Origin of the sequence: Pseudonocardia petroleophila (assembly GCF_014235185.1) — a bacterium.
Classification (GTDB): Bacteria; Actinomycetota; Actinomycetes; order Mycobacteriales; family Pseudonocardiaceae; genus Pseudonocardia; species Pseudonocardia petroleophila.
In genome coordinates this window covers 5,595,487-5,618,202 of the sequence record NZ_CP060131.1, presented here as the reverse complement: position 1 = coordinate 5,618,202, position 22,716 = coordinate 5,595,487, and the positions used below count along the sequence as shown (strand labels likewise).

At 75.7% G+C, this 22,716-nt stretch carries 22 protein-coding genes; 11 read left to right on the top strand and 11 right to left on the bottom strand.

The window, feature by feature from the left end:
- Window positions 1–8 precede the first annotated feature (8 nt).
- Window positions 9–527, bottom strand: a complete 519-nt coding sequence (locus H6H00_RS27635) for a winged helix-turn-helix transcriptional regulator (RefSeq protein ID WP_185718578.1) — start codon at window positions 525–527, stop codon at window positions 9–11.
- Window positions 528–604: 77 nt separating this feature from the next.
- Between H6H00_RS27635 and H6H00_RS27630 the strand changes: the two genes are divergently transcribed.
- Both H6H00_RS27630 and H6H00_RS27625 read left to right on the top strand, forming a co-directional pair.
- Window positions 605–2,011: an MFS transporter gene (locus H6H00_RS27630; RefSeq protein ID WP_185718577.1), complete on the top strand. Its 1,407-nt coding sequence runs from the start codon at window positions 605–607 to the stop codon at window positions 2,009–2,011.
- 619 nt (window positions 2,012–2,630) lie between these two features.
- Complete coding sequence (locus tag H6H00_RS27625; protein WP_255425401.1) at window positions 2,631–3,848, top strand: HNH endonuclease; 1,218 nt, start codon at window positions 2,631–2,633, stop codon at window positions 3,846–3,848.
- A gap of 139 nt (window positions 3,849–3,987) precedes the next feature.
- Here H6H00_RS27625 and H6H00_RS27620 read toward each other — a convergent pair whose 3' ends face one another.
- Complete coding sequence (locus H6H00_RS27620) at window positions 3,988–4,431, bottom strand: hypothetical protein (RefSeq protein ID WP_185718575.1); 444 nt, start codon at window positions 4,429–4,431, stop codon at window positions 3,988–3,990.
- A 159-nt stretch (window positions 4,432–4,590) separates the two neighbouring features.
- Here H6H00_RS27620 and H6H00_RS27615 point away from each other — a divergent pair, with 159 nt between their 5' ends.
- Window positions 4,591–5,331: a lysophospholipid acyltransferase family protein gene (locus tag H6H00_RS27615; RefSeq protein ID WP_185718574.1), complete on the top strand. Its 741-nt coding sequence runs from the start codon at window positions 4,591–4,593 to the stop codon at window positions 5,329–5,331.
- Between the two features lies 1 nt (window position 5,332).
- On the opposite strand, the gene H6H00_RS27610 is transcribed toward H6H00_RS27615, so the two are convergent.
- Window positions 5,333–7,495, bottom strand: a complete 2,163-nt coding sequence (locus H6H00_RS27610; RefSeq protein WP_185718573.1) for a sensor domain-containing diguanylate cyclase — start codon at window positions 7,493–7,495, stop codon at window positions 5,333–5,335.
- A gap of 235 nt (window positions 7,496–7,730) precedes the next feature.
- Here H6H00_RS27610 and H6H00_RS27605 point away from each other — a divergent pair, with 235 nt between their 5' ends.
- Window positions 7,731–8,219: a polyadenylate-specific 3'-exoribonuclease AS gene (locus H6H00_RS27605; RefSeq protein ID WP_185718572.1), complete on the top strand. Its 489-nt coding sequence runs from the start codon at window positions 7,731–7,733 to the stop codon at window positions 8,217–8,219.
- A gap of 13 nt (window positions 8,220–8,232) precedes the next feature.
- Window positions 8,233–9,621 carry a class II 3-deoxy-7-phosphoheptulonate synthase gene (locus H6H00_RS27600; RefSeq protein ID WP_185718571.1) on the top strand — a complete coding sequence of 463 codons (1,389 nt, stop codon included), beginning with the start codon at window positions 8,233–8,235 and terminating at the stop codon, window positions 9,619–9,621.
- A 13-nt stretch (window positions 9,622–9,634) separates the two neighbouring features.
- Here H6H00_RS27600 and pknB read toward each other — a convergent pair whose 3' ends face one another.
- Entirely contained in the window at window positions 9,635–11,356 is a 1,722-nt protein-coding gene (pknB, locus tag H6H00_RS27595) for a Stk1 family PASTA domain-containing Ser/Thr kinase (RefSeq protein ID WP_185718570.1), read from the bottom strand.
- A 78-nt stretch (window positions 11,357–11,434) separates the two neighbouring features.
- Here pknB and H6H00_RS27590 point away from each other — a divergent pair, with 78 nt between their 5' ends.
- A complete protein-coding gene (locus tag H6H00_RS27590; protein ID WP_255425400.1) occupies window positions 11,435–11,800 on the top strand; it encodes an Rv2175c family DNA-binding protein in 366 nt (121 codons plus the stop codon).
- Here H6H00_RS27590 and H6H00_RS27585 read toward each other — a convergent pair.
- Genes H6H00_RS27585 through H6H00_RS27570 form a run of 4 tightly spaced genes read right to left on the bottom strand, consistent with a single transcriptional unit; the run spans window position 11,769 to window position 16,962 of the window.
- A complete protein-coding gene (locus tag H6H00_RS27585) occupies window positions 11,769–12,719 on the bottom strand; it encodes a phytoene/squalene synthase family protein (protein WP_185718569.1) in 951 nt (316 codons plus the stop codon). The genes H6H00_RS27590 and H6H00_RS27585 overlap by 32 nt on opposite strands.
- Window positions 12,709–14,268: a polyprenol phosphomannose-dependent alpha 1,6 mannosyltransferase MptB gene (mptB, locus tag H6H00_RS27580; RefSeq protein WP_255425399.1), complete on the bottom strand. Its 1,560-nt coding sequence runs from the start codon at window positions 14,266–14,268 to the stop codon at window positions 12,709–12,711. The genes H6H00_RS27585 and mptB overlap by 11 nt, the downstream gene beginning before the upstream one ends.
- A 28-nt stretch (window positions 14,269–14,296) precedes the next feature.
- The gene (gene crtI, locus H6H00_RS27575; protein ID WP_185722818.1) at window positions 14,297–15,850 is read right to left on the bottom strand and encodes a phytoene desaturase family protein; all 1,554 of its coding nucleotides are present in this window, start codon (window positions 15,848–15,850) and stop codon (window positions 14,297–14,299) included.
- 2 nt (window positions 15,851–15,852) lie between these two features.
- Entirely contained in the window at window positions 15,853–16,962 is a 1,110-nt protein-coding gene (locus tag H6H00_RS27570) for a polyprenyl synthetase family protein (RefSeq protein WP_185718567.1), read from the bottom strand.
- Between the two features lie 127 nt (window positions 16,963–17,089).
- Here H6H00_RS27570 and H6H00_RS27565 point away from each other — a divergent pair, with 127 nt between their 5' ends.
- Window positions 17,090–17,983, top strand: coding sequence for a methylenetetrahydrofolate reductase (locus H6H00_RS27565; RefSeq protein ID WP_185718566.1), 894 nt, complete (start codon window positions 17,090–17,092; stop codon window positions 17,981–17,983).
- Between the two features lie 4 nt (window positions 17,984–17,987).
- Here H6H00_RS27565 and H6H00_RS27560 read toward each other — a convergent pair whose 3' ends face one another.
- Both H6H00_RS27560 and H6H00_RS27555 read right to left on the bottom strand, forming a co-directional pair.
- Window positions 17,988–18,653 carry an LppM family (lipo)protein gene (locus H6H00_RS27560; protein ID WP_185718565.1) on the bottom strand — a complete coding sequence of 222 codons (666 nt, stop codon included), beginning with the start codon at window positions 18,651–18,653 and terminating at the stop codon, window positions 17,988–17,990.
- A 26-nt stretch (window positions 18,654–18,679) separates the two neighbouring features.
- Window positions 18,680–19,270 (bottom strand): GNAT family N-acetyltransferase, encoded by a 591-nt coding sequence (locus tag H6H00_RS27555; protein WP_185718564.1) that lies wholly within the window; start codon window positions 19,268–19,270, stop codon window positions 18,680–18,682.
- Between the two features lie 228 nt (window positions 19,271–19,498).
- Between H6H00_RS27555 and H6H00_RS27550 the strand changes: the two genes are divergently transcribed.
- Together H6H00_RS27550 and H6H00_RS27545 are read left to right on the top strand one after the other, a co-directional pair.
- Complete coding sequence (locus H6H00_RS27550; RefSeq protein ID WP_185718563.1) at window positions 19,499–19,816, top strand: hypothetical protein; 318 nt, start codon at window positions 19,499–19,501, stop codon at window positions 19,814–19,816.
- Between the two features lie 25 nt (window positions 19,817–19,841).
- A complete protein-coding gene (locus H6H00_RS27545; protein ID WP_185718562.1) occupies window positions 19,842–20,258 on the top strand; it encodes an SAV_6107 family HEPN domain-containing protein in 417 nt (138 codons plus the stop codon).
- A 6-nt stretch (window positions 20,259–20,264) separates the two neighbouring features.
- On the opposite strand, the gene H6H00_RS27540 is transcribed toward H6H00_RS27545, so the two are convergent.
- On the bottom strand, window positions 20,265–21,119 hold the full coding sequence (locus H6H00_RS27540) for a ParA family protein (protein ID WP_185718561.1): 855 nt from the start codon (window positions 21,117–21,119) through the stop codon (window positions 20,265–20,267).
- A gap of 56 nt (window positions 21,120–21,175) precedes the next feature.
- Between H6H00_RS27540 and H6H00_RS27535 the strand changes: the two genes are divergently transcribed.
- Window positions 21,176–21,946, top strand: coding sequence for an SAM-dependent methyltransferase (locus H6H00_RS27535; RefSeq protein WP_185722817.1), 771 nt, complete (start codon window positions 21,176–21,178; stop codon window positions 21,944–21,946).
- Between the two features lie 330 nt (window positions 21,947–22,276).
- Window positions 22,277–22,672, top strand: coding sequence for an SCO2097 family morphological protein (locus tag H6H00_RS27530; protein WP_185718560.1), 396 nt, complete (start codon window positions 22,277–22,279; stop codon window positions 22,670–22,672).
- Window positions 22,673–22,716: the final 44 nt, after the last annotated feature.

Sequence of the window (22,716 nt, the reverse complement as noted above, 5' to 3'; positions counted from 1 at the left end):
CGACCCGGCTACGGCAGCGGGGCCAGGAGGGGGTGCGGGCGGCCCAGCGCGTGGCTCACCGCGTCGGCCCCCGGACCGGGCGGCTCCCAGCCCGGGCCCGGCGCCGTGACCGTCGCCCCGACCGGGACGGCGTCGCCGCACCGCGCGCAGGTGCCGTCCACGCCGACGTCGCCGCCGCAGCCGGCGTGGGTGAAGACGCGGCGGGGACCGGCGGGCGCGTAGTGGTCGTCGCCCCACTCGGTGAGCGCGCGCAGCACCGGCCACAGCGCGATGCCCTTCGCGGTCAGCGCGTACTCCGAGCGCTGTCCCGGCCCGGGGACGCGCTCCAGGACGCCCTCGGTGACCAGGCGGTCGAGCCGGTCGGTGAGCACCGCGCGCGGGATGCCGAGGTGGCGGGAGAAGTCGCTGAACCGCCGCACCCCGAAGAAGGCGTCGCGCACCACGAGCAGCGACCAGCGCTCGCCGACCACCTCGAGCGCGCGCGCCATCGAGCACCGCTGGCCGTGGTAGTCGCGGGGAAGCACCATGTGCCCATCCTCGCACATCGGTTCAATGACCGAACCGATTCGTGCTACGGTCCGGCATCCGAGAACGGGGGACCCGCATGGACCGCACGGCCACCAGCACGGCGTCGACGGCGGGCGGCACCCTCGCCGTCGCGGCGGGCGGCACCCTGCTCGCGATGACGGCGTTCACCGCGCCGCTGTCGATCGTCCCGGCGGTCACCCGCGACCTGGGCGCCGGCCCGGTCGCCACGTCCTGGGTGCTCAGCTCGATGAGCCTCGGGCTGGCGATCGCGCTGCTCACCTCCGGAGCGATCGGCGACGAGGTGGGCAGGCGGCGGGTGTTCGTCGCCGGGGCGGTCCTGCTCGCCGCGGGCTCGGTCGCCGCCGCCGCGGCGCCCGGGCCGTGGACGTTCGTCGTCGGGCGGGTGCTGCAGGGCGTCGGGGCGGCTGCGGTGATCGCCTGCGGGCTCGCGCTGATCAGCCACGCCTTCCCCGGGCCGGAGCGCGCCCGCGCCACCGGCATCTGGGGCGCGTGCATGGGGGCGGGTCCGGCGGTCGGCCCGCTGCTCGGCTCGGTCCTCGACGCCGTGGTCGGCTGGCGCTGGGCGTACGTGACCCTCACGGTGCTCGGGGTCGTGCTGGCGGTCACCGGGCAGCGGCTGCTGACCGAGTCGCGGTCCGGTCGCGGCCGCCGGGTCGACGTCCCGGGCGCGCTGCTCCTCGCCGTCGGCACCGGGCTGCTGCTGGCCGGGCTGACCGAGGGCAGGCGCGGCTGGACGGGCCCGCTCGCGATCGGGCTCCTCGTCGGCGGGACGGTCGTGCTGGCGCTGTTCGTCGTCCACCAGCGGCGGGTGCGCGAGCCCATGCTGGAGCTGGGCCTGTTCCGCCGGCCCGCGCTGGTCTCGGCCACGTTCGCCGCGTTCGTCACGGGGGCGTCGATCATCGCGCTGATGTCGTTCGTGGCGACCGTGCTGGAGAGCGGGATGGCGTACTCCGCGGTGGTGGCGTCGGTGCTCGTGCTGGCGTGGTCCGGGGTCAGCGCCGGGTGCTCGCTGCTCGCCCGCCGGATCCCGCTGCGGTTCTCCGGTGCGCTCCGCCTCGCGGTCGGCATGCTGACGATCGCGGTCGGTCTCGCCCCGCTGGCCGCGCTCACCACCGACGCCCCGGTCGGGCAGCTCGTCGCGGGGATGGCGGTCGCGGGCGTCGGCACCGGGCTGCTCAACGCCACGCTCGCCCGCGAGGCCGTCGCCAGCGTCCCCCCGACCAGCGCCGGCGCGGGCAGCGGCATCAACAACGCCAGCCGCTACATCGGGGCGGCGTTCGGCGTGACCGTGGTGACGGCGCTGGCCGTGCGCCCCGACGCCGGGGCCGCGGGACTGGTGGCGGGCTGGAACGTCGCCGTCCTCGTGGGGATCGCGCTGTGCGTCGTCGGGGCGGTGGTCGTGCTGCTCCTGGGGCGGGCCGAGGTGCGGCGGTCCGCCGCGTTGGAGGCGGCCGCGGTCTGACGTGGGGAGCCCGCGTGGACCGCTGATCGGGTCGGGGTCGGGGTCCCGGGTGCGCGGTCGGCCGTGAGCAGGTGGATCGAGGGGTGGGGCCGGGTCGGTGGCCGTGGGGCCCGCCCGGCCGTGCGTCGGCCACGCGCGTCGGCGACGTCGGGCGGGCGACGGGGGCGGGGCTCGACGCCTCGGCCGCGATCGCGGTTGCCGACCGTTCTGCTCGGCCCGGTGCAGGTCGTGGGGCGGGGCCGGTCGCCTCGGCTGCGATCTCAGGCGCGTCGACTGCTCGGCTCGGCTCGGCTCGGCTCGGGTCGGCGCGGGTCGTGGGCGGGGCCGGTCGCCTCGGTCGGCCCGGGCGTCGTCGACCCATCTCTCCGACACGGCCGAGGTGTTCGACACCGAGTCCTCCGTCGCCCCGCCGAGGCGCGCGACGGTCCCGGCCCGCGCCGACGGTCTGCTGCAGTTCGACCGCGCGGGGCGCAGGTCGTGAGCGCGGCGAGACACCCCGGTTGCCCACCTTTCCGCTCGGCGCGACCCGGCCCAGGAGGTCACGGGCGGAGGACCTCTTCGGGACGGCTCGTTCGAACAGACGTTCGCATCAATGGCGATTCGCTGGTATATTCGAGTCATGTCCCCGACCCGTTCCAGCGCGCCTTCCGAGGCGCTGCTCATCGAACGGATCGCGCTGCTCGAGGAACGGAAGGCGGCCATCGCCGCCGAGCAGTCCGAGGCTGTTCTGGAATTCGCGACTGCACACGCGGAATCGCAGATCGCGGCCGGTGAGGTCGATCCGGAGGCGCTGGAACGCAGCATCGCCGCCCAGGTCGGGTTGGCCTGTCGGGTGTCGCCGACCGAGGGCAGGCGGCGGGTCCGGATCGCGCGGGACCTGCACGCCGGGCACACCCGGGTCCGGGAACTGTTCACCGCGGGACGGCTGAGCGAGTACCAGACCGCGACCATCGTGGCGGCCACCGCGCACCTCTCACCCGCCGAGCGGGCGGAGGTCGATCGGGGGTTGGCCGAGCGGCGGGTCGAGACCCTCGGGGTACGCCGGATCCACGACCTCACCCGGTCCCTCGCCGCCCAGGTCGCGCCGGAGAAGTTCACCGCCCGCTGCCGGGCCGCCCGCACCGGACGACGCGTGTCGGTCCGCCCCGCCGCCGACGGCATGGCCGACCTCACCGCCCACCTGCCCGTCGAGGAGGCCGTGGCCTGCTACGCCGCCCTCGCCGCCGTGGTGAACGAAGCCGCGGTGCGGCCCGAACCGGTCACCCGGGGGCGCGGTCAGATCATGGCCGACGCCCTGGTCGAACGCCTCACCGGACAAGCCACCGCCCGCGACGTGAACGTCGAGATCCAGGTCGTGGTGCCGGTGGAAGCGCTGGTCGACGCCGACAGCCCCCTCCCGGCCGAGGTCCCCGGCCACGGACCCGTCCCGGTCGAGCTCCTCACCACCGGAGACGGCCGGAGGACCTGGCGACGACTGATCACCCGCGACGGCGTCGTCATCGGCGGGGACTCCCGCAGCCGCCTGTTCACCGGGCGGTTGGCCGCGTTGATCCGGGCCCGGGACGGGCATCGCTGCCGTGAACCGTACTGCGACGCCCCGATCCGCCACATCGACCACATCCGCCGTTGGAAAGACGGTGGAACCACCGAGTTCACCAATGGGCGCGGATTGTGCGCATTCCACAACCACGTCCGGGAGATCGCGGGATGGCGGGCGGAAGTCGTCGGAGAAAAGGTCACGACCACCACTCCGACCGGCGCGGTCCACCACGCCGAGATCGCGCCGGCGGCCGGTCGACCGTCGACGGCGCGGCCGGGTCAGCACGACGTCGCCTGAATCCCCGCCCGCCCGTCCACAGCCGCCAGCCGAGGAGGGTGCGCCGCGGCGATCCACCCGCTCCGCGGGGTTCCTCCGGCGTGCGGATGCAGCGGGGCGCCGGATCGAGCGGCCGGGCCCCGGCCTCACCGCGTCGCGGCTAGAGCACCGCGCCGTCGTCGTCCTCACCCGGGCGGGGCGGGGAGGGCCACAGCCGCAGGACCAGCCACCCGAGCCCGGCGGCCAGGGTGAGCAGCCCCAGCGGCATGCCGTAGGTCTCCGGCACCCCGACCCACCCGGGCGCGGTGACCAGGACGATGCCGAGGATCAGCAGCACCAGCCCGACGGCGGCGGGCGGGGCCAGCCGGGGCAGCGGCGGGGGCTCCGGGGGGACGAAGTGCTCGTCCTCGGGTGCGACCGCCGCCGGTGGCCGCACGACGGACGCGGCCGGTGGGGCGGGCGGGGGAGAGGCGGGCGGATCGGCCGCCGGCTCCTCGTCGGGCCAGCGCGGCACCTCGCCCTCCCGGCGCCAGCCCGCGACGATGGCGTCGAAGTCGTCGACACCGCCGTCGGGGTGCGGACGCTCGTCCGGATCGCCGCCCACGTGAACTCCTCGCCACCGCACACCCACCGCCGCGCGACGGTCCGGGCCATCCTGACACGCCCGCGCGGTCGCGGGAACCGATGTGGGTCACGGCCCGTTGTCGCGGCGCCTGCCCCGTCCGTAGGCTGACGCCCGTCGCGGTGAAGGGGGCACGCCCAGGTGCTGTACTGGTGGTCCAAGTTCGTGCTACTCGGTCCGCTGCTGCGGCTGTTCTGCCGGCCGACGATCGAGGGGCTCGAGCACATCCCGGCCCGTGGTGGCGCGATCCTCGCGAGCAACCACCTGGCCGTGGTCGACTCCTTCCTGCTGCCCCTGCTGGTGCCGCGGCGGATCACGTTCCCCGCGAAGTCGGAGTACTTCACCAAGCCCGGCCTGATCGGGCGCCTGCAGAAGGCGTTCTTCACCGGCGTCGGCCAGATCCCAATCGACCGCTCCGGCGGCTCCGCGGCCCGCGACGCCATGGACACCGCGGTCCGGGTGCTGCGCGAGGGCCGGCTGCTCGGCATCTACCCCGAGGGCACGCGCTCGCCCGACGGGCGCCTCTACAAGGGCAAGACCGGGGTCGCCCGGATGACGCTGGAGGCCGACGTCCCCGTCGTCCCGGTCGCGATGATCGGCACCGACAAGGTCAACCCGATCGGGTCGCGCATGTGGCGCCCGCACAAGGTCCACATCCGGGTCGGCGAGCCGCTCGACTTCAGCCGGTACGCCGGCATGGAGGGCGACCGGTTCATCGAGCGGTCGATGACCGACGAGATCATGTACGCGCTCATGGAGCTCTCCGAGCAGACCTACGTCGACATGTACGCGGCCTCGGTGAAGGAGCGCGCGGCGAAGGCCGCGGCGAAGGAGGAGCCCCGCCCGGCCCCGCCGCCCGTGCCCGACACGCGGGCCTCCTGACTCACGCCCGACCGGCCGCCCCGTCGAACACCTCGTGGCGGCCCTTGCCGCGCAGCTTGGCGTGGTACATCGCGCGGTCGGCGTCGTCGAGGGCCTGCTCGGGGGACTCCCCGGAGCGGGCGAAGGTCATGCCGACGCTGACCGACACCCGGTGCTCCACCCCGTCGACGACGACCGGCTCGGCCAGCGCGGCGATGATCCGCCGCGCGATCGCCCGGGCCTGGCTGCGCACGTCGCCGTCCCCGTCGCCGTCGTCGACCGCGCGCAGGGCCGGGTCGAGCACGGCGACGAACTCGTCCCCGCCGACGCGGGCGACGGTGTCCTGGGGCCGGAGCACCTCCGTCAGGCGGGCGGCGGTGGCGCAGAGCACCGCGTCCCCGACGGCGTGGCCCGCGGTGTCGTTGACGATCTTGAATCCGTCGAGGTCGCAGTAGAGGACCGGCACGGGGTCGCCCGAGCGCGAGGTCCGGTGCAGCGCCGTGGCCAGCCGGTCGGTGAGCAGCCGCCGGTTCGGCAGCCCGGTCAGCGGGTCGTGCAGGGCCTGTGCGGCGAGGCGCTCCTCCAGCTCGACGTTCTCGGTGATGTCGCGGACCACGCCGAGCAGCCGGGTCACGGTGCCGCCGGCGTCGCGGGCGAAGGGGGTGACCCGCCGCGACACCCACCGGTAGCGGCCGTCGGCGTCGCGGATGCGCAGGCGCACCTTGCGGACCCCGCCGTCGGGCAGCCCGGACGCCGACGCGTCGGCGTCGAGCAGGGTCGTGACGTCGTCGGGATGCACCCGGTCCCGGCAGTGCTCGGGCCCCATCGCGACGAGCTCGGGCGGGGACTGTCCCGGCCGCCCGTCGACCGGGCGGGAGAGCCACACGGTCTCGCGGGCGACCGGGTCGACGAGGAACAGCGTGTCGGGGCTGACGGCGAGCACGGCCTCCCGGAACGCCAGGCTCTCCCGCAGCCGCTCCTGCACCGCGCGCTCCGCGGTGACGTCGGTGAACGCGGCGACGGCACCGAGCAGGTCGCCGTCGGCGTCGTGGATCGGGCGGGCCATCGCGACGACGTCGGTGGGCGGCCCCCCGTCGGGCTCGAACCGCAGCGACAGGTCGGTGAGCTCCTCCCCGCGCAGCGCGCGCCGCAGCGGCGTGCCGTCGGCCGGTACCGGGACCCCGTCCGCGGTGACCCGCAGGTCGCGGGCGAGCCGGCCCGGCTCGACGTCCCCGGTGTCCGCGACGCCGGTGGCGAGCCGGTGCGCGCGGTTGCGCACGACGATCCGCCCCTGCGCGTCGCAGGCCAGCACGCCCGCGTTGACGACCTCGAGCACGGCCCGGTCGAAGCGGCGCTGCCCGGCGAGGCGGCCCAGCGCGGCCTCGCGCTGGGCCACGGAGATCGCCAGCGCCAGCACGACGAGTGCGCACGAGCCGATGAACAGCTGCAGCAGCGTCCCGGCGACGGCGGGGGTGAGCTCCCGGCCGGCCGCGGCGAACGGCCCGCCGCCCCGGCCGCCGAGCACGGCGGCGAGCACCGCGACGGCGACGAGCTGGGCCGACGCCGCCCGGACCCCCAGGCGCAGCCCCGTGCCGACGAGCGCCGCGACGGCGAGGTAGGCGAGCGGGAGCGTCTGGCCCGGGGCGAAGACGACGACGGACACGGCGAGGACCAGCGCCCACAGCCCGACCGTCTCGGCCCGGCGCGCGGCGGACGGTCGCGGCGGCACCCGCATCACCGCCGGGACCAGCACGACGATCGCCGCCCCGTGCGCGGCGGCCACGGCCGACCACGCCGCCCACGGGTCGGCCGCGGTCAGGCCGGCCACGGCGAGCGCCGCGACGGTCGCGGCCAGCGCCGCGCCCGCGGCCGCCGCCCCGAACAGCCGGCCCAGCTGGGGCAGCGTGCCCAGCTCGGGGGGCCCGTCGCGGGTGAGGATCCGCGCGGCGAGGGCGGCCTCGGCGACGCCGGCCGCGGTGAAGCACAGGCTGAGCACGGGCGACCGTCCGGCGGCGAGGTTGGCCGCGAGTGTCGCGACCGCGACCGCGGCCAGGACGCCGTGGCGCCTGCGGCCGGTCGCGCAGGCCGCGGCGGCGACGCCGACTCCCGCGGCGGGCCACCACGCCGCCACCCCGGACCCCTCGGGGCGCAGCAGCGCGGCGGCCAGGGCCAGCACGAAGACCACGGCCCCCGCGACGGGCGGAGAACCGACGAGTGCGGCGACCCGTGCCTGCGCACGGGGTGGCGATGGTCCGGACATGGGCCCCCCGAGGTCCGTGCGGGTACCGGTCCGCCGTGCGGGCCTGGTGCTCCTGTGCTGACATCGCCGCGGGCCCCGTTTCGTTAGCGGGGGCGGGGCCGGGATCGACGTGCGGTCCGGCGGTGCGCCGGACCGCACCGCCGGCGGCTAACCTCGTGACGTGCGCTTCTTCTACGACTGCGAGTTCATCGAGGACGGCACCACGATCGACCTGGTCTCCATCGGGGTCGTCGGGGAGGACGGACGGGAGTTCTACGCGGTCTCCACGGAGTTCGACCCCTCGCGCGCGGGCGCCTGGGTCCGGGCCAACGTGCTGCCCAAGCTGCCCTCGCCCGCCGACCCGTCGTGGCGCTCCCGGTCCCGGCTGCGCTCGGACCTGCTCGAGTTCATCACCGAGCCCGGCGGAGACATCGAGCTGTGGGCCTGGATCGCCGCCTACGACCACGTCGCGCTGTGCCAGCTCTGGGGGGCCATGCCCGCCCTGCCGCGGGCGCTGCCCCGGTTCACGCGCGAGCTGCGCCAGCGCTGGGAGGACTCCGGCCGCCCCCCGCTGCCCTCGCCCACCGCCGACGCCCACGACGCGCTCGCCGACGCCCGGCTCAACCTGCGCCGCTGGGAGGCCATCGAGTCGGCGGTCGCGGCCCGCTGAGTAGGGTGTCGTCGTGAACTGGACCGTCGACGCCCCGGTCGAAGTGCTGCCCGAGCTCCCGCCGCTTCCCGCCGACCTGCGGAGCCGTCTCGACGACGCGCTCTCCCGCCCGGCCGCGCAGCAGCCCGACTGGCCGGACGCGGCCGAGGTCGCGCACGTCCGCACGGTGCTGGAGAGCGTCCCGCCGGTGACGCTGCCGCCGGAGGTCGACCGCCTGCAGTCGCGGCTGGCCGACGTCGCGAACGGCAAGGCGTTCCTGCTGCAGGGCGGCGACTGCGCCGAGACGTTCGTCGACAACACCGAGCCGCACATCCGCGCCACCATCCGCACGCTGCTGCAGATGGCGATCGTGCTCACCTACGGCGCGTCGACGCCGGTGGTGAAGGTCGGCCGGATCGCCGGCCAGTACGCCAAGCCGCGCAGCTCGCCCGTCGACGCGCTGGGGCTGCCGTCCTACCGCGGCGACATCGTGCACTCGATCGTCGCCGACGCCGACGCCCGGCGGCCCGACCCGTCGCGCATGGTCCGGGCCTACGCCAACGCGAGCGCCGCGATGAACCTGGTGCGCGCCCTCACCGCCACCGGCATGGCCGACCTGTCCACCGTGCACGACTGGAACAAGGACTTCGTGCGCACGTCGGCGGCGGGGGAGCGGTACGAGGCGGTCGCCGCCGAGATCGAGCGCGCCGTCCGGTTCATGGACGCCTGCGGCGTGGAGGACCACAACCTGCACAGCGTCGAGTTCTACGCCTCGCACGAGGCGCTGCTCATGGACTACGAGCGCGCGATGCTGCGGATGGACCGCACGCGGGAGGAGGCGCGGCTCTACGACCTGTCCGCGCACTTCCTGTGGATCGGCGAGCGCACCCGCCAGCTCGACGGCGCCCACATCGCGCTCGCGGAGCTGCTGTCCAACCCGATCGGCCTGAAGATCGGCCCGACGACCACGCCCGAGCTGGCCGTCGAGTACGTCGAGCGGCTCGACCCGAAGAACGTGCCCGGCCGCCTCACGCTGATCAGCCGGATGGGCAACGGCAAGGTCCGCGACGTGCTGCCGTCGATCGTGGAGAAGGTCGAGGCCTCCGGGCACAAGGTCATCTGGCAGTGCGACCCGATGCACGGCAACACCGTCGAGTCCACCTCCGGCTACAAGACCCGCCACTTCGACCGCATCGTCGACGAGGTGCAGGGCTTCTTCGAGGTGCACCGCGGCCTGGGCACGCACCCCGGCGGCATCCACGTCGAGGTCACCGGCGAGGACGTCACGGAGTGCCTGGGCGGCGCGCAGGAGATCTCCGACGCCGACCTGGGCGGCCGCTACGAGACCGCGTGCGACCCCCGCCTGAACACCCAGCAGTCCCTGGAGCTGGCGTTCCTCGTGGCGGAGATGCTGCGCGGGTAGCCCCGCGGGCGGGTCAGAGGGTGTCCAGCACGACCTGGGTGCCCGCCTCGACCACCGCGCCCGCCGACGGGGTCTGCCCGATCACCGTCGGGTTCTCGTTGAGCTGGAACGGCAGCGTCGACTGCACGACGGTGCTCAGGCCCAGCTCGGCGAGCAGGGCCTGGGCCTCGTTCGCGGTCTGCCCGACGACCAGCGGCACCGACACCCGCTGCGGCTGCGGCGGCGGCTCGACGCCCCGGCTCACGACGAGCGTGACCGGCCCGCCGATCGCCACCGGCTGCCCGGCCGCGGGCACGGTGCGGATGACGGCGCCCTCCGGCACCGTGTCGTCGTACTCGGCGTCGCCGCTGGTGCGGGTGGGCGTCAGCCCGGCGTCGCGGACGAGCCGCTCGGCCTCGGCGACGGGCGTGCCGGCGTCGACGAGGGGCACCACCGGGCGTCCGGTGGACACGGTGAGCCGCACGACCTCGCCGCGCAGCAGCCGCGATCCCACGGGCGGGTCGGTGGCCAGCACGGCCCCGGCCGGTGCGGCGTCGTCGAAGGTCTCCGTGGCGGGCCCGGTGACGAGGTCGTAGTCCTCCAGCAGCTGGGTGGCGGCGGACCGCTGCACCCCGACCAGCGACGGCACCTCGGTCCACCTCCCGGTGCCCACCCACCAGGCCACCGCGCCGACGGCGAGGGCGACCACCAGCACGACCGCGACGCCGATCCCGAAGAACCTCCGGCTGCGGCGCCGGGCGTGGACGTGGTCGGGCGGGGCGGGCAGGTCGGTCGACGTGCGCGGCCCGGCGGGCAGCGCCTGCGTGCCGCGCGGGACGGGGCCCACCACGGGCTGGGTGTCCTCGACGGTGACCGGCGGCGGCGCGGGTACCGGCACCGGCACCCGCGGCACCTCGAGGCGGTGCGCGACCCGCCGCAGGTCGGCGAGCAGGGCGCCGGCGTCGGCGGGGCGGGCGGCCGGGTCGCGGTCGGTGGCGCGGAGCACGAGCGCGTCGAGCTCGGGCGGGACGTCGCCCGCGATCAGCGACGGCGCCGGCACCCGGTCGTTGACGTGCCGGAACGCCACCGAGATCGCGGTGTCGCCGGTGAACGGCGGGGCGCCGGTGAGGAGCTCGTAGAGCAGGATGCCGGCGGCGTAGACGTCGCTGCGGGCGTCGGCGGCGCCGGTGGCGACCTGCTCGGGGGAGAGGTACGCGACCGTGCCCATGATCGTGCCGACGTGGCTGGCGCCCGCCTGGGCGGCCGCGACGACGAGCCCGAAGTCGGCGACCTTGACCTCGCCCGCGTAGCTGATGAGCACGTTCTCCGGCTTGACGTCGCGGTGCACCAGACCGAGCCGGTGCGCCTCGGCCAGGCCGGACAGCACCCGGTCCAGCACGGCGACGGCGGCCGGGACGCCCAGCTGGCCGCGCAGCCGCAGCACGTCGCGCAGGGTGGCGCCCTCGACGAGCTCCATCACCAGGAACAGGACCGGCTCGGGCCCGCTGCGGTCGTCGCCCTGGTCGAAGACGTCGACGACGGCGGGATGGTCGATCCGGGCCGCGGACCGGGCCTCGCGCTCGAAGCGGGTGCGGAACGCGGGGTCGGCGGCCAGCCGCGGCTCCATCACCTTGATGGCGACGGGCCGGTCGAGGCGCGTGTCGGTGCCCCGGTAGACGGTGGACATGCCCCCGCGGGCGATCACCGGACCGAGCCGGTAGCGCGCGTCGAGCAGCGCGGCGGGCGGGGCGTTCACGCCCCCGACGGTACCGGCCGGGCTCCCGGCGCCCGGACCAGGCGCGGGGAACCCGCCACGTGTGGCATCCTGCCCACCGTGAGTGAGGTGTCCGTTCTGGCCGACGACGTGGTCACGTTGCCCGTCGCCGAGGTCGCAACCCTGCTGAACCAGCCCGTGTCCCGGGTGCACCAACTGGTGCGCGACGGGCAGATCCTGTCGCTGCGCCGCGGCGGCGAGGTGGTGGTGCCCGCGGCGTTCCTCGTCACCGAGGAGGAACGGGCCGAGGTCGTGAAGGGCCTGCCCGGCACGATCACGGTGCTGCGCGACGGCGGGTACTCCGACGACGACATCCTGCGCTGGCTGTTCAGCGAGGACGACTCGCTGCCCGGCACCCCGATGGACAACCTGGCGGCCGGGCGCCACCGCGAGATCAAGCGCCGCGCGCAGGCGATGGCCTTCTAGCCAGCACCGCGCGGCCCAGCCCGGGCAGTGCGACGGCGAGCCTGCGCCGGGTCGGCACGGCCACCCGCCGGTGCAGCACGGCGTAGTCGGCCGCCTCGATCTCGTCGAGGATGCCCTGGTAGAGGGTGTAGGCGCAGCCGACGCAGGCCCGGGAGACCGGCTCCAGCATCCCGATGCCGGGCCGGGCGCGCCGGTAGGTGGCGCGGGTCCGGGCGACGAGGTGCGCGAGCGCGCGCCGCACGCGCGGGTCGGTACGGCGGTGGGTCCGGCACCAGGTGAGCAGGTCCCGGTCGACGCCGAACGCGGCCAGCTCGTCGGCGGGGAGGTAGACGCGCCCGCGGTCGAGGTCCTCGCCGACGTCGCGCAGGAAGTTGGTGAGCTGGAACGCCACGCCGAGCGCGGTGGCGGGCGGCGTCGCCTCCTCGATCGGCACCGTCGTGCCGAGGACCGGCAGCATCTGGAGCCCGATGACCGCGGCCGACCCGTGCACGTAGACGGCGAGGTCGGCGTCGGTGGCGTAGGAGGTGACCTCGGTGTCCATCCGCATCGACGTCATGAAGTCGGTGAAGTGCGCGTGGTCGATGCCGTGGCGGCGGGCGGTGTCGGCGAGCGCGGTGAGGACCGGCACGCCGGTCGGGGCGCCGTCGAGGGCCGCCCGCAGGCCGGCGGTCAGCGCGTCGAGCTCGGCGGCCTTCTCCGCGACGGGCCGGTCGTCGTCGAGGTCGTCGACGATCTCGTCGGCGTAGCGCGCGAAGCCGTACAGGGCGTGCACGGCCGGCCTGCGGTCGGGCGGCAGCAGGCGGGTGGCGAGGAAGTAGGTGCGGCCGTGGACGGCGTTGAGCCGCCGGCAGGTGGCGTACGCGGCCCGCAGCGCGGGGTCGGTGATCCCGGCGGCGTCGAGCTCGCCGCTACCGGACAAGCGGCTCGGCGGTCGTCGGGTGCCTGCTCAGCCCCAGCGGGTCGGGGCGCAGCAGCGACACCGCGGCCAGGGCGGCCAGGGCCGCGCCGATCCCGAGCACGGCCAGGTCGTAGAGCGCCGCCTCGCCGTCCGGGTAGTAGACGATCATCAGCCAGAGCGAGAAGAACACGAGGACCTGCAGCGCGCGGGGCGTCCAGTCGACCATCGCGAGCAGGGCCATGCCCCAGCTGACGTACCAGGGCAGCGTGGTGGGCGACAGCAGCGCGACGGCGAGCAGCACGATCCCGGCGCGGCGGATCGCGTCCGGGCCGCCGTCGCGCGCGGCCCACCACTGCCGCACGGCGATGACGAGCAGGATCAGGGCGCCGACCGCCCGCCCGACGTTGACGAACGGCTGCATCGGCACGGGCCCGAAGATGCTGACGATCGAGTGCACCAGCTGGCCCGCGCCGGTGGGCAGCGACATCCAGTTGACGATCATCGACGGGGCCGACAGGGCGGGCAGCCAGCCCAGCCCGACGCCCGCGGCGACCGTGCACAGGGCGAACGTGCCCGTGAAGATCGCGATGCCGTACGCGGTGGCGCGCAGCGTGCGCACGAGGACGCTCCCGGTCATCGTGGCCGCCCAGACGAGCACCAGGAACGGCAGCGCGACGCCCGCGCTCGCCTTGACCGCCATGCCGAGGGTGGCGAGCACGATGGTCCACGCGTGCTGCCCGCGCAGCGCGGCGAGCGCCGCGGTGGCGAGCAGGCCCATGACGAGCAGGTCGTTGTGGCCGCCGCCGACCATGTGGATGACCATCACGGGGTTGGCGACGACGATCCACAGCGCGAGCGAGGGCCGCCCGCCCATCCGGCGCGCGAGCTCCGGCAGCGCCCGGACCAGCAGGACCAGCCCGACGACCAGCGCGAGGCGCATGAGGACGACGCCGAGGATGATCTGGTCGCCGGCCAGCCACGCGATCGACTTGGCGTAGAGGATGAACAGCGGGCCGTAGGGCGCCGGGGTGTCCTGCCAGAAGTAGTGGACGTTGTCGGTGAAGATCCCCGGCAGCACCTCGGGCCCGACGGCGTAGGGGTCGAAGCCGTTCAGCGGCAGCGCGCCCTGGGCGAGGTAGCTGAACACGTCGCGGGTGAACAGCGGCGGGGCGACCAGCATCGGCAGCATCCAGGCCGTGGCGGTCGTCAGCACGGCGCGGCCGCCGATGCGGCGGGCCAGCACGTCGCGGCCCAGCCGGACCCAGGCCCAGGACAGCAGCCCGACGCCCAGGTAGATCAGCGAGTTGGCGATCTCGCGGCCGTGGCCGTAGCGCCAGAAGCCGACCGGCGAGTTCGTCAGCAGCGGGTCGTCGACGAGCACACCCGCCGCGCCGAACCCGCCCACGACCATGAGCAGCGACGCGACGACGCCGAGCACCAGCGTCCCCCGCGGCGGGTCGCCCAGACGGGCGCGAGAGGTCGACGCCGGACGCGGTGCGTCGGCGGTCGGTGCCTCGACCCGATCGGGTGGCTCCGACCGGTCGACGGGGGAGGAGGGCTGCGCGGTCATGACGCGAACCATGCTGCCATGACGGTGCTCAGCCCCCCGTCGGGACCCTGCGTCCCGGGGTCGCGCCGGTGATCCGGGCCGCGGCCAGGCGCCCGGAGAGCAGCACCGGCGGGATCCCGACGCCCGGGGTGGTTCCGCAGCCGGCCAGCACGACGTTGTCGTAGCCGCGGACCAGGTTGCGCGGGCGGAACGGGCCGGTCTGGGCGAAGGTGTGCGCGGCGGAGAACGGGGTGCCCGCCGCCATGCCCTGCGCGGCCCAGTCGGCCGGCGTGACCAGGTCGGACACCGCGATGTCGCCCGCGATGCCGGTGAGCCCGGGGTGCCCGCGCGCGTCGAGGACGCCGAGGACCTCGTCGCGGTAGGCCGGGCCGATCCGCTCCCAGTCGATCCGCCCGCCCGCGCCGTCGAGGTTGGGGCAGGGGGCGAGGACGAACAGCAGGTCGCGGCCGTCGGGGGCGAGCGAGGGGTCGGTCGCGGTGGGGCGGGTGATGAGCAGTGACGGATCGCTCATCGGGCGGCCGTCGGCGATGATCTCGCGGAAGGTCTCGCGCCACTTCGTGCCGAAGGAGATGGTGTGGTGCGCGGCCTCGGTGCGGGTGCTCGTCAGTCCGGCGTGCAGCACGACGGCGCTGGGGGAGTAGCGCAGCGGCACGACCCGCCGCGGTGCCCGGCCGAGCAGGTCGTGGACGACGGGCAGGTCGGGGGTGAGCACCACGGTGTCGGCCGCGGTGCGGTCGGTGCCCGCCGCCGGGTCGTCGGTGGGGCGGTGGCGCAGGGCGGTGATCCGGCCGGCCCCGCGCTCCAGCCCGGTGACCGTCCGTCCGTAGTGGATCTCCGCACCGGCGGCGACGGCGGCGTCGGCCATCGCCTGCCCGACCGCCCGCATCCCGCCCTTCGGGAAGAACACCCCGGCGATCGTGTCCATGTAGGCGATGACGCCGTAGGCACCGAGCGCGGTCTGCGGGGGGACGCCCGCGTAGAGCGCCTGGAAGGAGAAGATCCGCTGCAGCCGCTCGTCGGGCAGCAGCTTCTCGACCTTCGGGCCGAGCCGGCCGAACCCGCCCAGCACGGCCAGGCGGGCCAGGTCCGGACCCAGCAGGTTGAGCGGGGAGTCGAAGTTGGCGCCGATGAACGGGTCGATCTCGGCGCGGTAGAGCTGCGTGAGCCACTCCCGCATCCGGACGTAGCCCGCGGCGGCCTCGGGACCGCAGACGGCCCGGACCTCGGCCTCCATCGCCCCGGCGTCGGCGTGGACGTCGATGGTGGAGCCGTCGGCGAAGTGGGTGCGGTAGGCGGGATCGAGCTCGACGAGGTCGAGCCGCTCCTCCAGCTTCTCCCCGACGGCGGCGAACGCCTCGGCGAACAGCTCGGGCATCGTCAGCACGGTGGGGCCGGTGTCGACCCGGTAGGTGCCGTCGGAGGTGTGCAGGTCCAGGCGCCCGGCCCGGCCGCCGGGGTGCTCGCCGCGCTCCAGGACCGTGACGCGGCGGCCCGCGCCGAGCAGGTGCAGCGCCGTGGCGAGACCGGCGAACCCCGCGCCGACGACCACCACGTGGTCGGTGGGTCCCGACACCGTCCGCAGGCTCATCGGCGTCGCCGGGTGGCCGCGATCGCCAGCTCCGACAGCCGCGTCGCGGCGGGCTCCTCGATGTCGGCGGTGCTCAGCGCGTCGAGCGCGGAGCCGGTCATCGCGGCGATGCGCTGCTCCACCGCCTGCTCCGCGCCGAGGTCGACGAGCAGCCCGCGGACGCGGTCGACGCCGTCGACGTCGAGGTCGGGGTCGCCCAGCGCGGTCTCGATCGCCTCGGCCGCCGCGGTGGCTCCCTGCTCGGCCGCGCGCTCCAGGGCGAGGGCGAGCAGCAGCGTGCGCTTGCCCTCGCGCAGGTCGTCGCCCGCGGGCTTGCCGGTGACCGCCGGGTCGCCGAACACGCCGAGCAGGTCGTCGCGCAGCTGGAAGGCGATCCCGATGTCGGCGCCGAAGCGCCGGTAGCAGGCCGTCAGCTCGGGGGAGGCGTCGGCGATCGCGGCACCGAGGTGCAGCGGGCGCTCGACGGTGTACGCGGCGGTCTTGTAGCGGTCGACCTGCAGCGCCGCCCGCGGCGAGGCGTCGCCGGTGGACTGGTGCAGGACGTCGAGGTACTGGCCGCCGAGCACCTCGGTGCGCATGCCCTCCCACGGCGGCGCGGCGCGGCGCACGGCCTCCGGGGGGAGCCCCGCCGACCGGAACAGGTCGTCGGCCCAGACCAGCGCGAGGTCACCGAGCAGGATCGCCGCGGCGGCCCCGAACCGGGCGGGGCGCCCGCGCCAGCCGGCCTCGGCGTGGCGGCGGGCGAAGTCGACGTGCACCGTCGGACGGCCGCGCCGCGTGGCCGAGGCGTCCATCAGGTCGTCGTGCACGAGGGCGCAGGCCTGGATCAGCTCCAGCGCGCTGATCGCCTCCAGCACCGCGGGGGCCTCGGGGCCGTCGGGCGAGCCGCCCGCGCCGCGCCAGCCCCACCAGGCGAACGTCGGACGGATCCGCTTGCCGCCGCTCAGCACGAACTCGGCGAGCGCGTCGGTGGCCGCACCGAAGGCCGCGTCGACGTCGCGGGCCTCGGCGCACCGGCGTCGCAGGTACTGCGCCAGCACCCGCTCGACGGCGTCGGGGAGACCGTCGTCGTCGGCGTGGAGGCGGTCCGGGGCGGTGCGGGTCACGAGCTCGGCCGGGCTGACGATCGGGGAGGCACACGACGAGCCTAACGGCGGCGCCGGAGCCCGGCGCGCCGACTGACCGGCCCCGTAGGCTCGGCGCCGTGCGCGACGACACCCTGGAGATCATCCGATGAAGATCACCGACCGGATCGGCGGCGACCGACCGGTGTTCTCGGTGGAGTTCATGCCCCCGAAGGACGAGGTGGGCGAGGCGGAGCTGTGGAAGGCGATCCGCCGGCTCGAGCCGCTCGACCCGGCGTTCGCGTCGGTCACCTACGGCGCGGGCGGGTCGAGCCGGGACCGCACCGTGCGCACCACCGGCCGGATCGCCTCGGAGACCACCCTGGTCGCGATGGCGCACCTCACGGCCGTCTCGCACTCGGTGGCCGAGCTGCGCCACGTCATCGCCGAGTACGCGGCGGCGGGCATCCGCAACATCCTGGCGGTCCGCGGCGACCCCCCCGGCGACCCGCTGGGCGAGTGGGTGGCGCACCCCGACGGCCTCACCTACGCCGACGAGCTCGTCACGCTGACCCGCCGGCTGGGCGACTTCTGCGTCGGCGTGGCCGCGTTCCCCTACGGCCACCCGCGCTCGCCCGACGAGGACTCCGACCTGGAGCGGCTGATCGCCAAGGTCCGGGCCGGGGCCGACTTCGCGATCACGCAGCTGTTCCTGGAGCCCGAGGGCTTCCTGCGGCTGCGCGACCGCCTGGCCGCGGCCGGCTGCGACGTCCCGATGCTGCCCGGGATCATGCCGCTGACGACGGTGCGCACGCTGCACCGCGGGCCCGAGCTGTCCGGCGCCCCGCTGCCCCCCGGTCTCGCGGAGCGGCTCGAGCGCTACGCCGACGACCCGGCCGCGTTCCGGGCCGCGGGCATGGACCTCACCACCGAGCTATGCGAGCGCCTGCTCGCCGAGGGTGTGGGCGGGCTGCACTTCTACACGTTCAACCGGTCCACGGCGACGTCGGAGCTGGTGTCGCGGCTCGACCTCGGCGCCCGCCGCGGCGTCCCGGTGGCCTAGCGGCTCAGCCCCGCCGCACCGGGGGGTTGCGGGTGCGGCGGGCGAGCAGCACGACCGCGCCCGCCGCCAGCGCGACGACCAGGAACAGCCCGATGCTCCAGTTCAGCGGGGAGGGGGCGTCGGGGTCGTCGAACGCCACGACGGCCTCGATGTCGCCGACCTCGCCCGCCTCGAAGGTCCAGCTGACCTCGCCGGAGTCGGCCTCGCCGTTGGCGTCGAGCACCTGGCCGGGGAACGCGATCTTGAGCTGGAAGTCGGAGCGGTCGACGTCGACGCTCGTGAGGTCCACCGCCCCGTCGACGACCACCCGGTTGCCCGCGCGGCGCAGGTCGAGGCGCACCCGCTCGCCCGGCTCTCCCGCGGCCGTGATGAGCTCGCTGACCTGCGGGAACGTCAGGTCGGAGAAGCGCACGAGCGAGCCGGCGTAGCCCTCCTGGCGGTACTCCGAGACGTCGACGGAGGACGCGAGGCCCGCCGGGACCGTGAGGGCCGGGCCCGGGTCCTCCGGGCTCTGCTCCGGGGTGGCGACGACGATCTCGCCGCGGACCGTGTCGTCGGGCTGCACGGCCAGCGCCGCACGCACGCGCGCGCAGCCGGAGAGCGCGAGCAGCGCGACGAGCAGCGTGACCAGCAGCACCACGGGCGAGGGGCGGCGGCGCGACGACGGCATCGGGTCATCGTGCCATCCGCCCGCGGTCACCCCGGGGGCGCGGGCGTCGGCGGGGCCGGGAGGGGCAGCTCGCGGCCGAGCACCGCGAACGGGCGCGCGTCGCCGGTGAAGCGGTGCTGGCGCAGGACGTCGGAGAACCCGGTGCGCCGGTAGAGCGTCCAGGCCCGGTTGACGGGGCCGTCGCCGTGCTCGGGCGTCGACAGCAGCACGCGGCGCGCCGCGGCGCCGGCCAGCAGCGCGCGGAGCAGCCCCTCGCCGAGTCCGCCGCCCTGGGCGTCGGGGCGGACGTGGAGCTCGGTGAGCTCGAAGTAGTCCTCGAGCCAGATGCGGTCGGCCGGGCGCCTGCGCAGCCCGCGGGCCACCTCCTCATACCACCACTGTCCGGGCGCGCCGGAGTAGCCGTAGGCCACGCCGAGCAGGCGGTCGGCGTCGTCGAGCCAGCCGACGGCGCGCCATCCGGGGCGCCGGACGTGGTCGAGCCACAGCGTGCGGCGGTGCCGGGCGGTGCTCGGCGGGTAGCCCATCGCCGCCACGTAGACGGCGAGCGCCTCGTCCACGCGGGCGGCGAGATCGGTCGGCCCCAGTTCCACGAGGTGCCGGGCCGGTGCGGTGGTCACCCGGCCATCAGACCACGCAGGGCGCCCCCGCGTCCCGCCGCACCATCGGCGACTTGACGCGGCGGCCCCGGGGAGCTGTACTGGAGGGGATCGAACATGCGTTCGATCATCGGCGGGTCCGGTGGCCGGGCGGGGGAAGCGCCCAGCCACCGGACCGGCCGGGCCGGCCGGAGCCCAGACCGGCCGGAGCACGAGCCGGTCGGAACAGGCCGGTCGGGAGGAGTGCAGGTGAGTGCCTTCAGCCGGGTGTTCCGTTCACGGGAACCCACGCCCGTCCAGGTCCGGTGGCAGGACGGGGAGCCCGTCGAGTTCCAGCGCAGGCCGGAGCGGCGCGGGGTCCGCTACCTGGTCGTCGACGTCCGCGAGCGGTGGATCGAGCAGTCGCCGTGGCCGTTCCCCTCGCCCATGCCGGTCGGGGGCGACCGGTTGCGCTGCTGGCGGGTCGAGGCGCGGTCGGCGGAGGAGCCGGAGGCCCCCGGCCGGGAGTTCGTGCTGCGCATGCGCGCGGGCCCCGGGGTGTGGGACCTGGTCCGGGTCGCCGAGTAGCCAGCAGCACCGAGGAGGAGCTCCGATGACGGTCACGACCGATCGACCGGTACCCGCACCCCGTGCGGCCCCGGTGTCCCGCTCGGCCCTCGCGCTGCTGCGCCAGGCCGCCGACGGCCTCGCCGAGGCCCACCACGAGACCGACCCGCTGCGCCGCTACCCGGCGGCCTACCTGGCCTCGCTGCGGGCGGCGGCCGCCGTCCTGGCGGTGCGCGCCGCTCCGCAGCCGCGCCGCGGCGCCCCGCGCGGGGCGTGGGACCTGCTGGCCACCGTCGCACCCGAGCTGGGGGAGTGGGCGGCGTTCTTCGCCTCCTGCTCCGACACCCGGGCGGCCGCCGAGGCCGGCATCGCCCGGCTGGTCGACCGGCGGGCGGCCGACGACCTGCTCCGGCAGTCCGAGCAGTTCGTCGCGCTGGTCGCGGGGTCGATCCCGCTGCGGTGACGGCCGTCAGCGGGTGGGCGGCGGCGCCGTCGCCGCGCGGGGGCGGCGCTCGCTGCGCAGCACCCGGCCCAGCAGCGTGGTGAACACCGCCGACACCTCGCGGGCGCCCGGGGTGTCCCAGCGCTGGATGGGCACGCACGCGCCCTGGGCCTGCTGCACCGCCGACCGGTCCGGGAGCACACCGCTGAACACGAGCGGGCCGAACAGCTCGCGCAGCTCGGCCACGCGGAACTCGTGCTCGGCGTTGCGCGGGCGCACGCGGTTGATCAGCACGCCGAGCGGCTGCAGGTCGGGGTTGCCGCGCTGGCGCTCGGTCTGCACCGCGTCGAAGGCGCGCTGCACCCCGGACACCGCGAACATCGTCGGGTCGGTCACCAGCACGGCGCGGTGCGCGGCGGCGAGCGCGCTGCGGGTGAGCTGGCCGAGCGACGGCGGGCAGTCGATCACGACCAGCCGGTAGGGGCCCAGGTCGTGGTCCGCCTGGTCGGGATCGTCGGTGTCGTGGTCGCCGTCGTCGGTCAACCGGCCCAGTGCCCGGCTCAGCCGGCTGAGCTGCTTCGCGCCGGGGTCGGGGTGGTTGTGCCGCTCGGTCTGCTCGGCGCCGACCAGCACGTCGAGCCCGTCGCCCCAGCCGCTGGTCACGATCGCGCGCCGCAGGACCGAGCGGCGCGGGTCGTCGAGGACGTCGGCGATCGTCGCGGAGGTGTCGCCCACGTCGAGGGCGATGGTGGCGTTGGCCTGGGGGTCGAGATCGACCAGCAGGGTGCGCACACCGTGCTGCTGGGCGGCCCCGGCGAGCCCGAGGGCGACCGTGGTCTTGCCCACCCCACCCTTGAGGCTCAATGTGGCGACGACCTGCACGGCGATCAACCTACCTCTCCGGGGCTCCCACTACGCTGCTGCCGGTGAGGCTGGACATGAATGCGCCCGCGCCCGACCCGACGGGGACCGCGGCGTCGGGTCCCGTGCACCGCGTGCTGGAGGCCGAGGTCGCGCGAGCGGCGCAGCGGTCGGCCGCCGGTGGCGGTGTCCCGCACGTGCTCGACGTCGGCGGGGGCAGCGGGGCGTGGGCCGTCGCGCTCGCGCGTCTGGGCTGCGCCGTCACCGTCGTCGACAACAGCCCCAACGCCCTCGCCGCGCTGCACCGCCGGGCCCGGGAGGCGGGCGTCGACGCGCTGGTCACCCCGGTGCAGGGCGACGTCGACGCGCTCGCCGACGTCGCGCCGGCCGGGGGAGCCGACCTGGTGCTCGGCCACGGTCTGCTGGAGGTCGTCGACGACGCCGGGCACGCCGTCCGGGCCCTGGCCGCCGCGACCGCGCCCGGCGGGGCGGTCTCCGTGCTGGTCGCGGGGCGCCACGCCGCCGTGCTCGGGCGCACGATCGCCGGCCGCCTCGCCGAGGCCCGGTCCCTGCTGGTCGACCCGAACGGCCGCTGCGGCCCGGACGACCCCCTGCGCCGCCGGCTCGACGCCGCCGAGCTGCACGCGCTGCTCGTCGAGGGCGGGCTCGTGCCGGAGACCGTGCAGGGCGACGGCGTGCTCGACGGGTGGGTGCCCGGCTCGGTCCGCGACGGGGGGCCCGCGGCGTCCCGCGCGGTCGCCGAGCTCGAGGCGCTGGCCGCGGCCCGCCCCGCACTGCTCGAGCTCGCGGCACGGCTGCACGTGCTGGCCCGGCGCTCGCCGGAGTGATCCCCGGCACCTCCCGTCGGGGTGGGTGACGGCCGGTCACCGGTGATCGGGCCCGGTGCCCCCTCCGGGTGCCTCGGGGAGGTCGACGAGGGCGCAGTCCACTGCGCCGGGTGGTCGAACCACTCCGCAGCGTGGTCGCCGGACACCCGATGGGGTCGCCTCGTCGAGCCGTCGGTGAATCACAACCCCCCGCTCGACGAGTGCGGGTGGTCGACTGGGCCGCGGGCTCGTATCCTCTGCTTCAGGAGGCCCACCCCGGGCGTTCGTCGCGTCGTTCCGGCACCCTGGAAGATGACCGACAACAGCACACGTAGTGCCGGAGGCGATGTAATGCCCCTCTCCGAGCACGAGCAGCGACTGCTCGAACAGATCGAGCGCGCTCTCTACGCCGAGGACCCGAAGTTCGCATCGACCGTGCGCGGCGGTCGGTTGCGCAAACCCACCCGCCGCAGGCGCATGCAGGGCGTCGCCCTGTTCGCCCTCGGTCTCGTCATGCTCGTGGTCGGGGTGGTCATCCAGTCCGTCTCCGACGGCGGCGGGATGGTCGCGCTGATCGTGCTCAGCGTCCTGGGATTCGTCGTGATGCTCGGCGGATCGGTGCTCGCCGTCACCTCGTCGGGGAAGGCGCCCGCCGGCGCGGCCCCGAGCGCGGAGGCCGAGCCCGAGAAGAACGGGTTCACCGGACGCATGGAAGAGCGCTTCCGGCGCCGCTTCGAGCAGGAGTAGGCGCCCCGCACGCACGAGCCGCGGAGCCCCGACCACCACGGTCC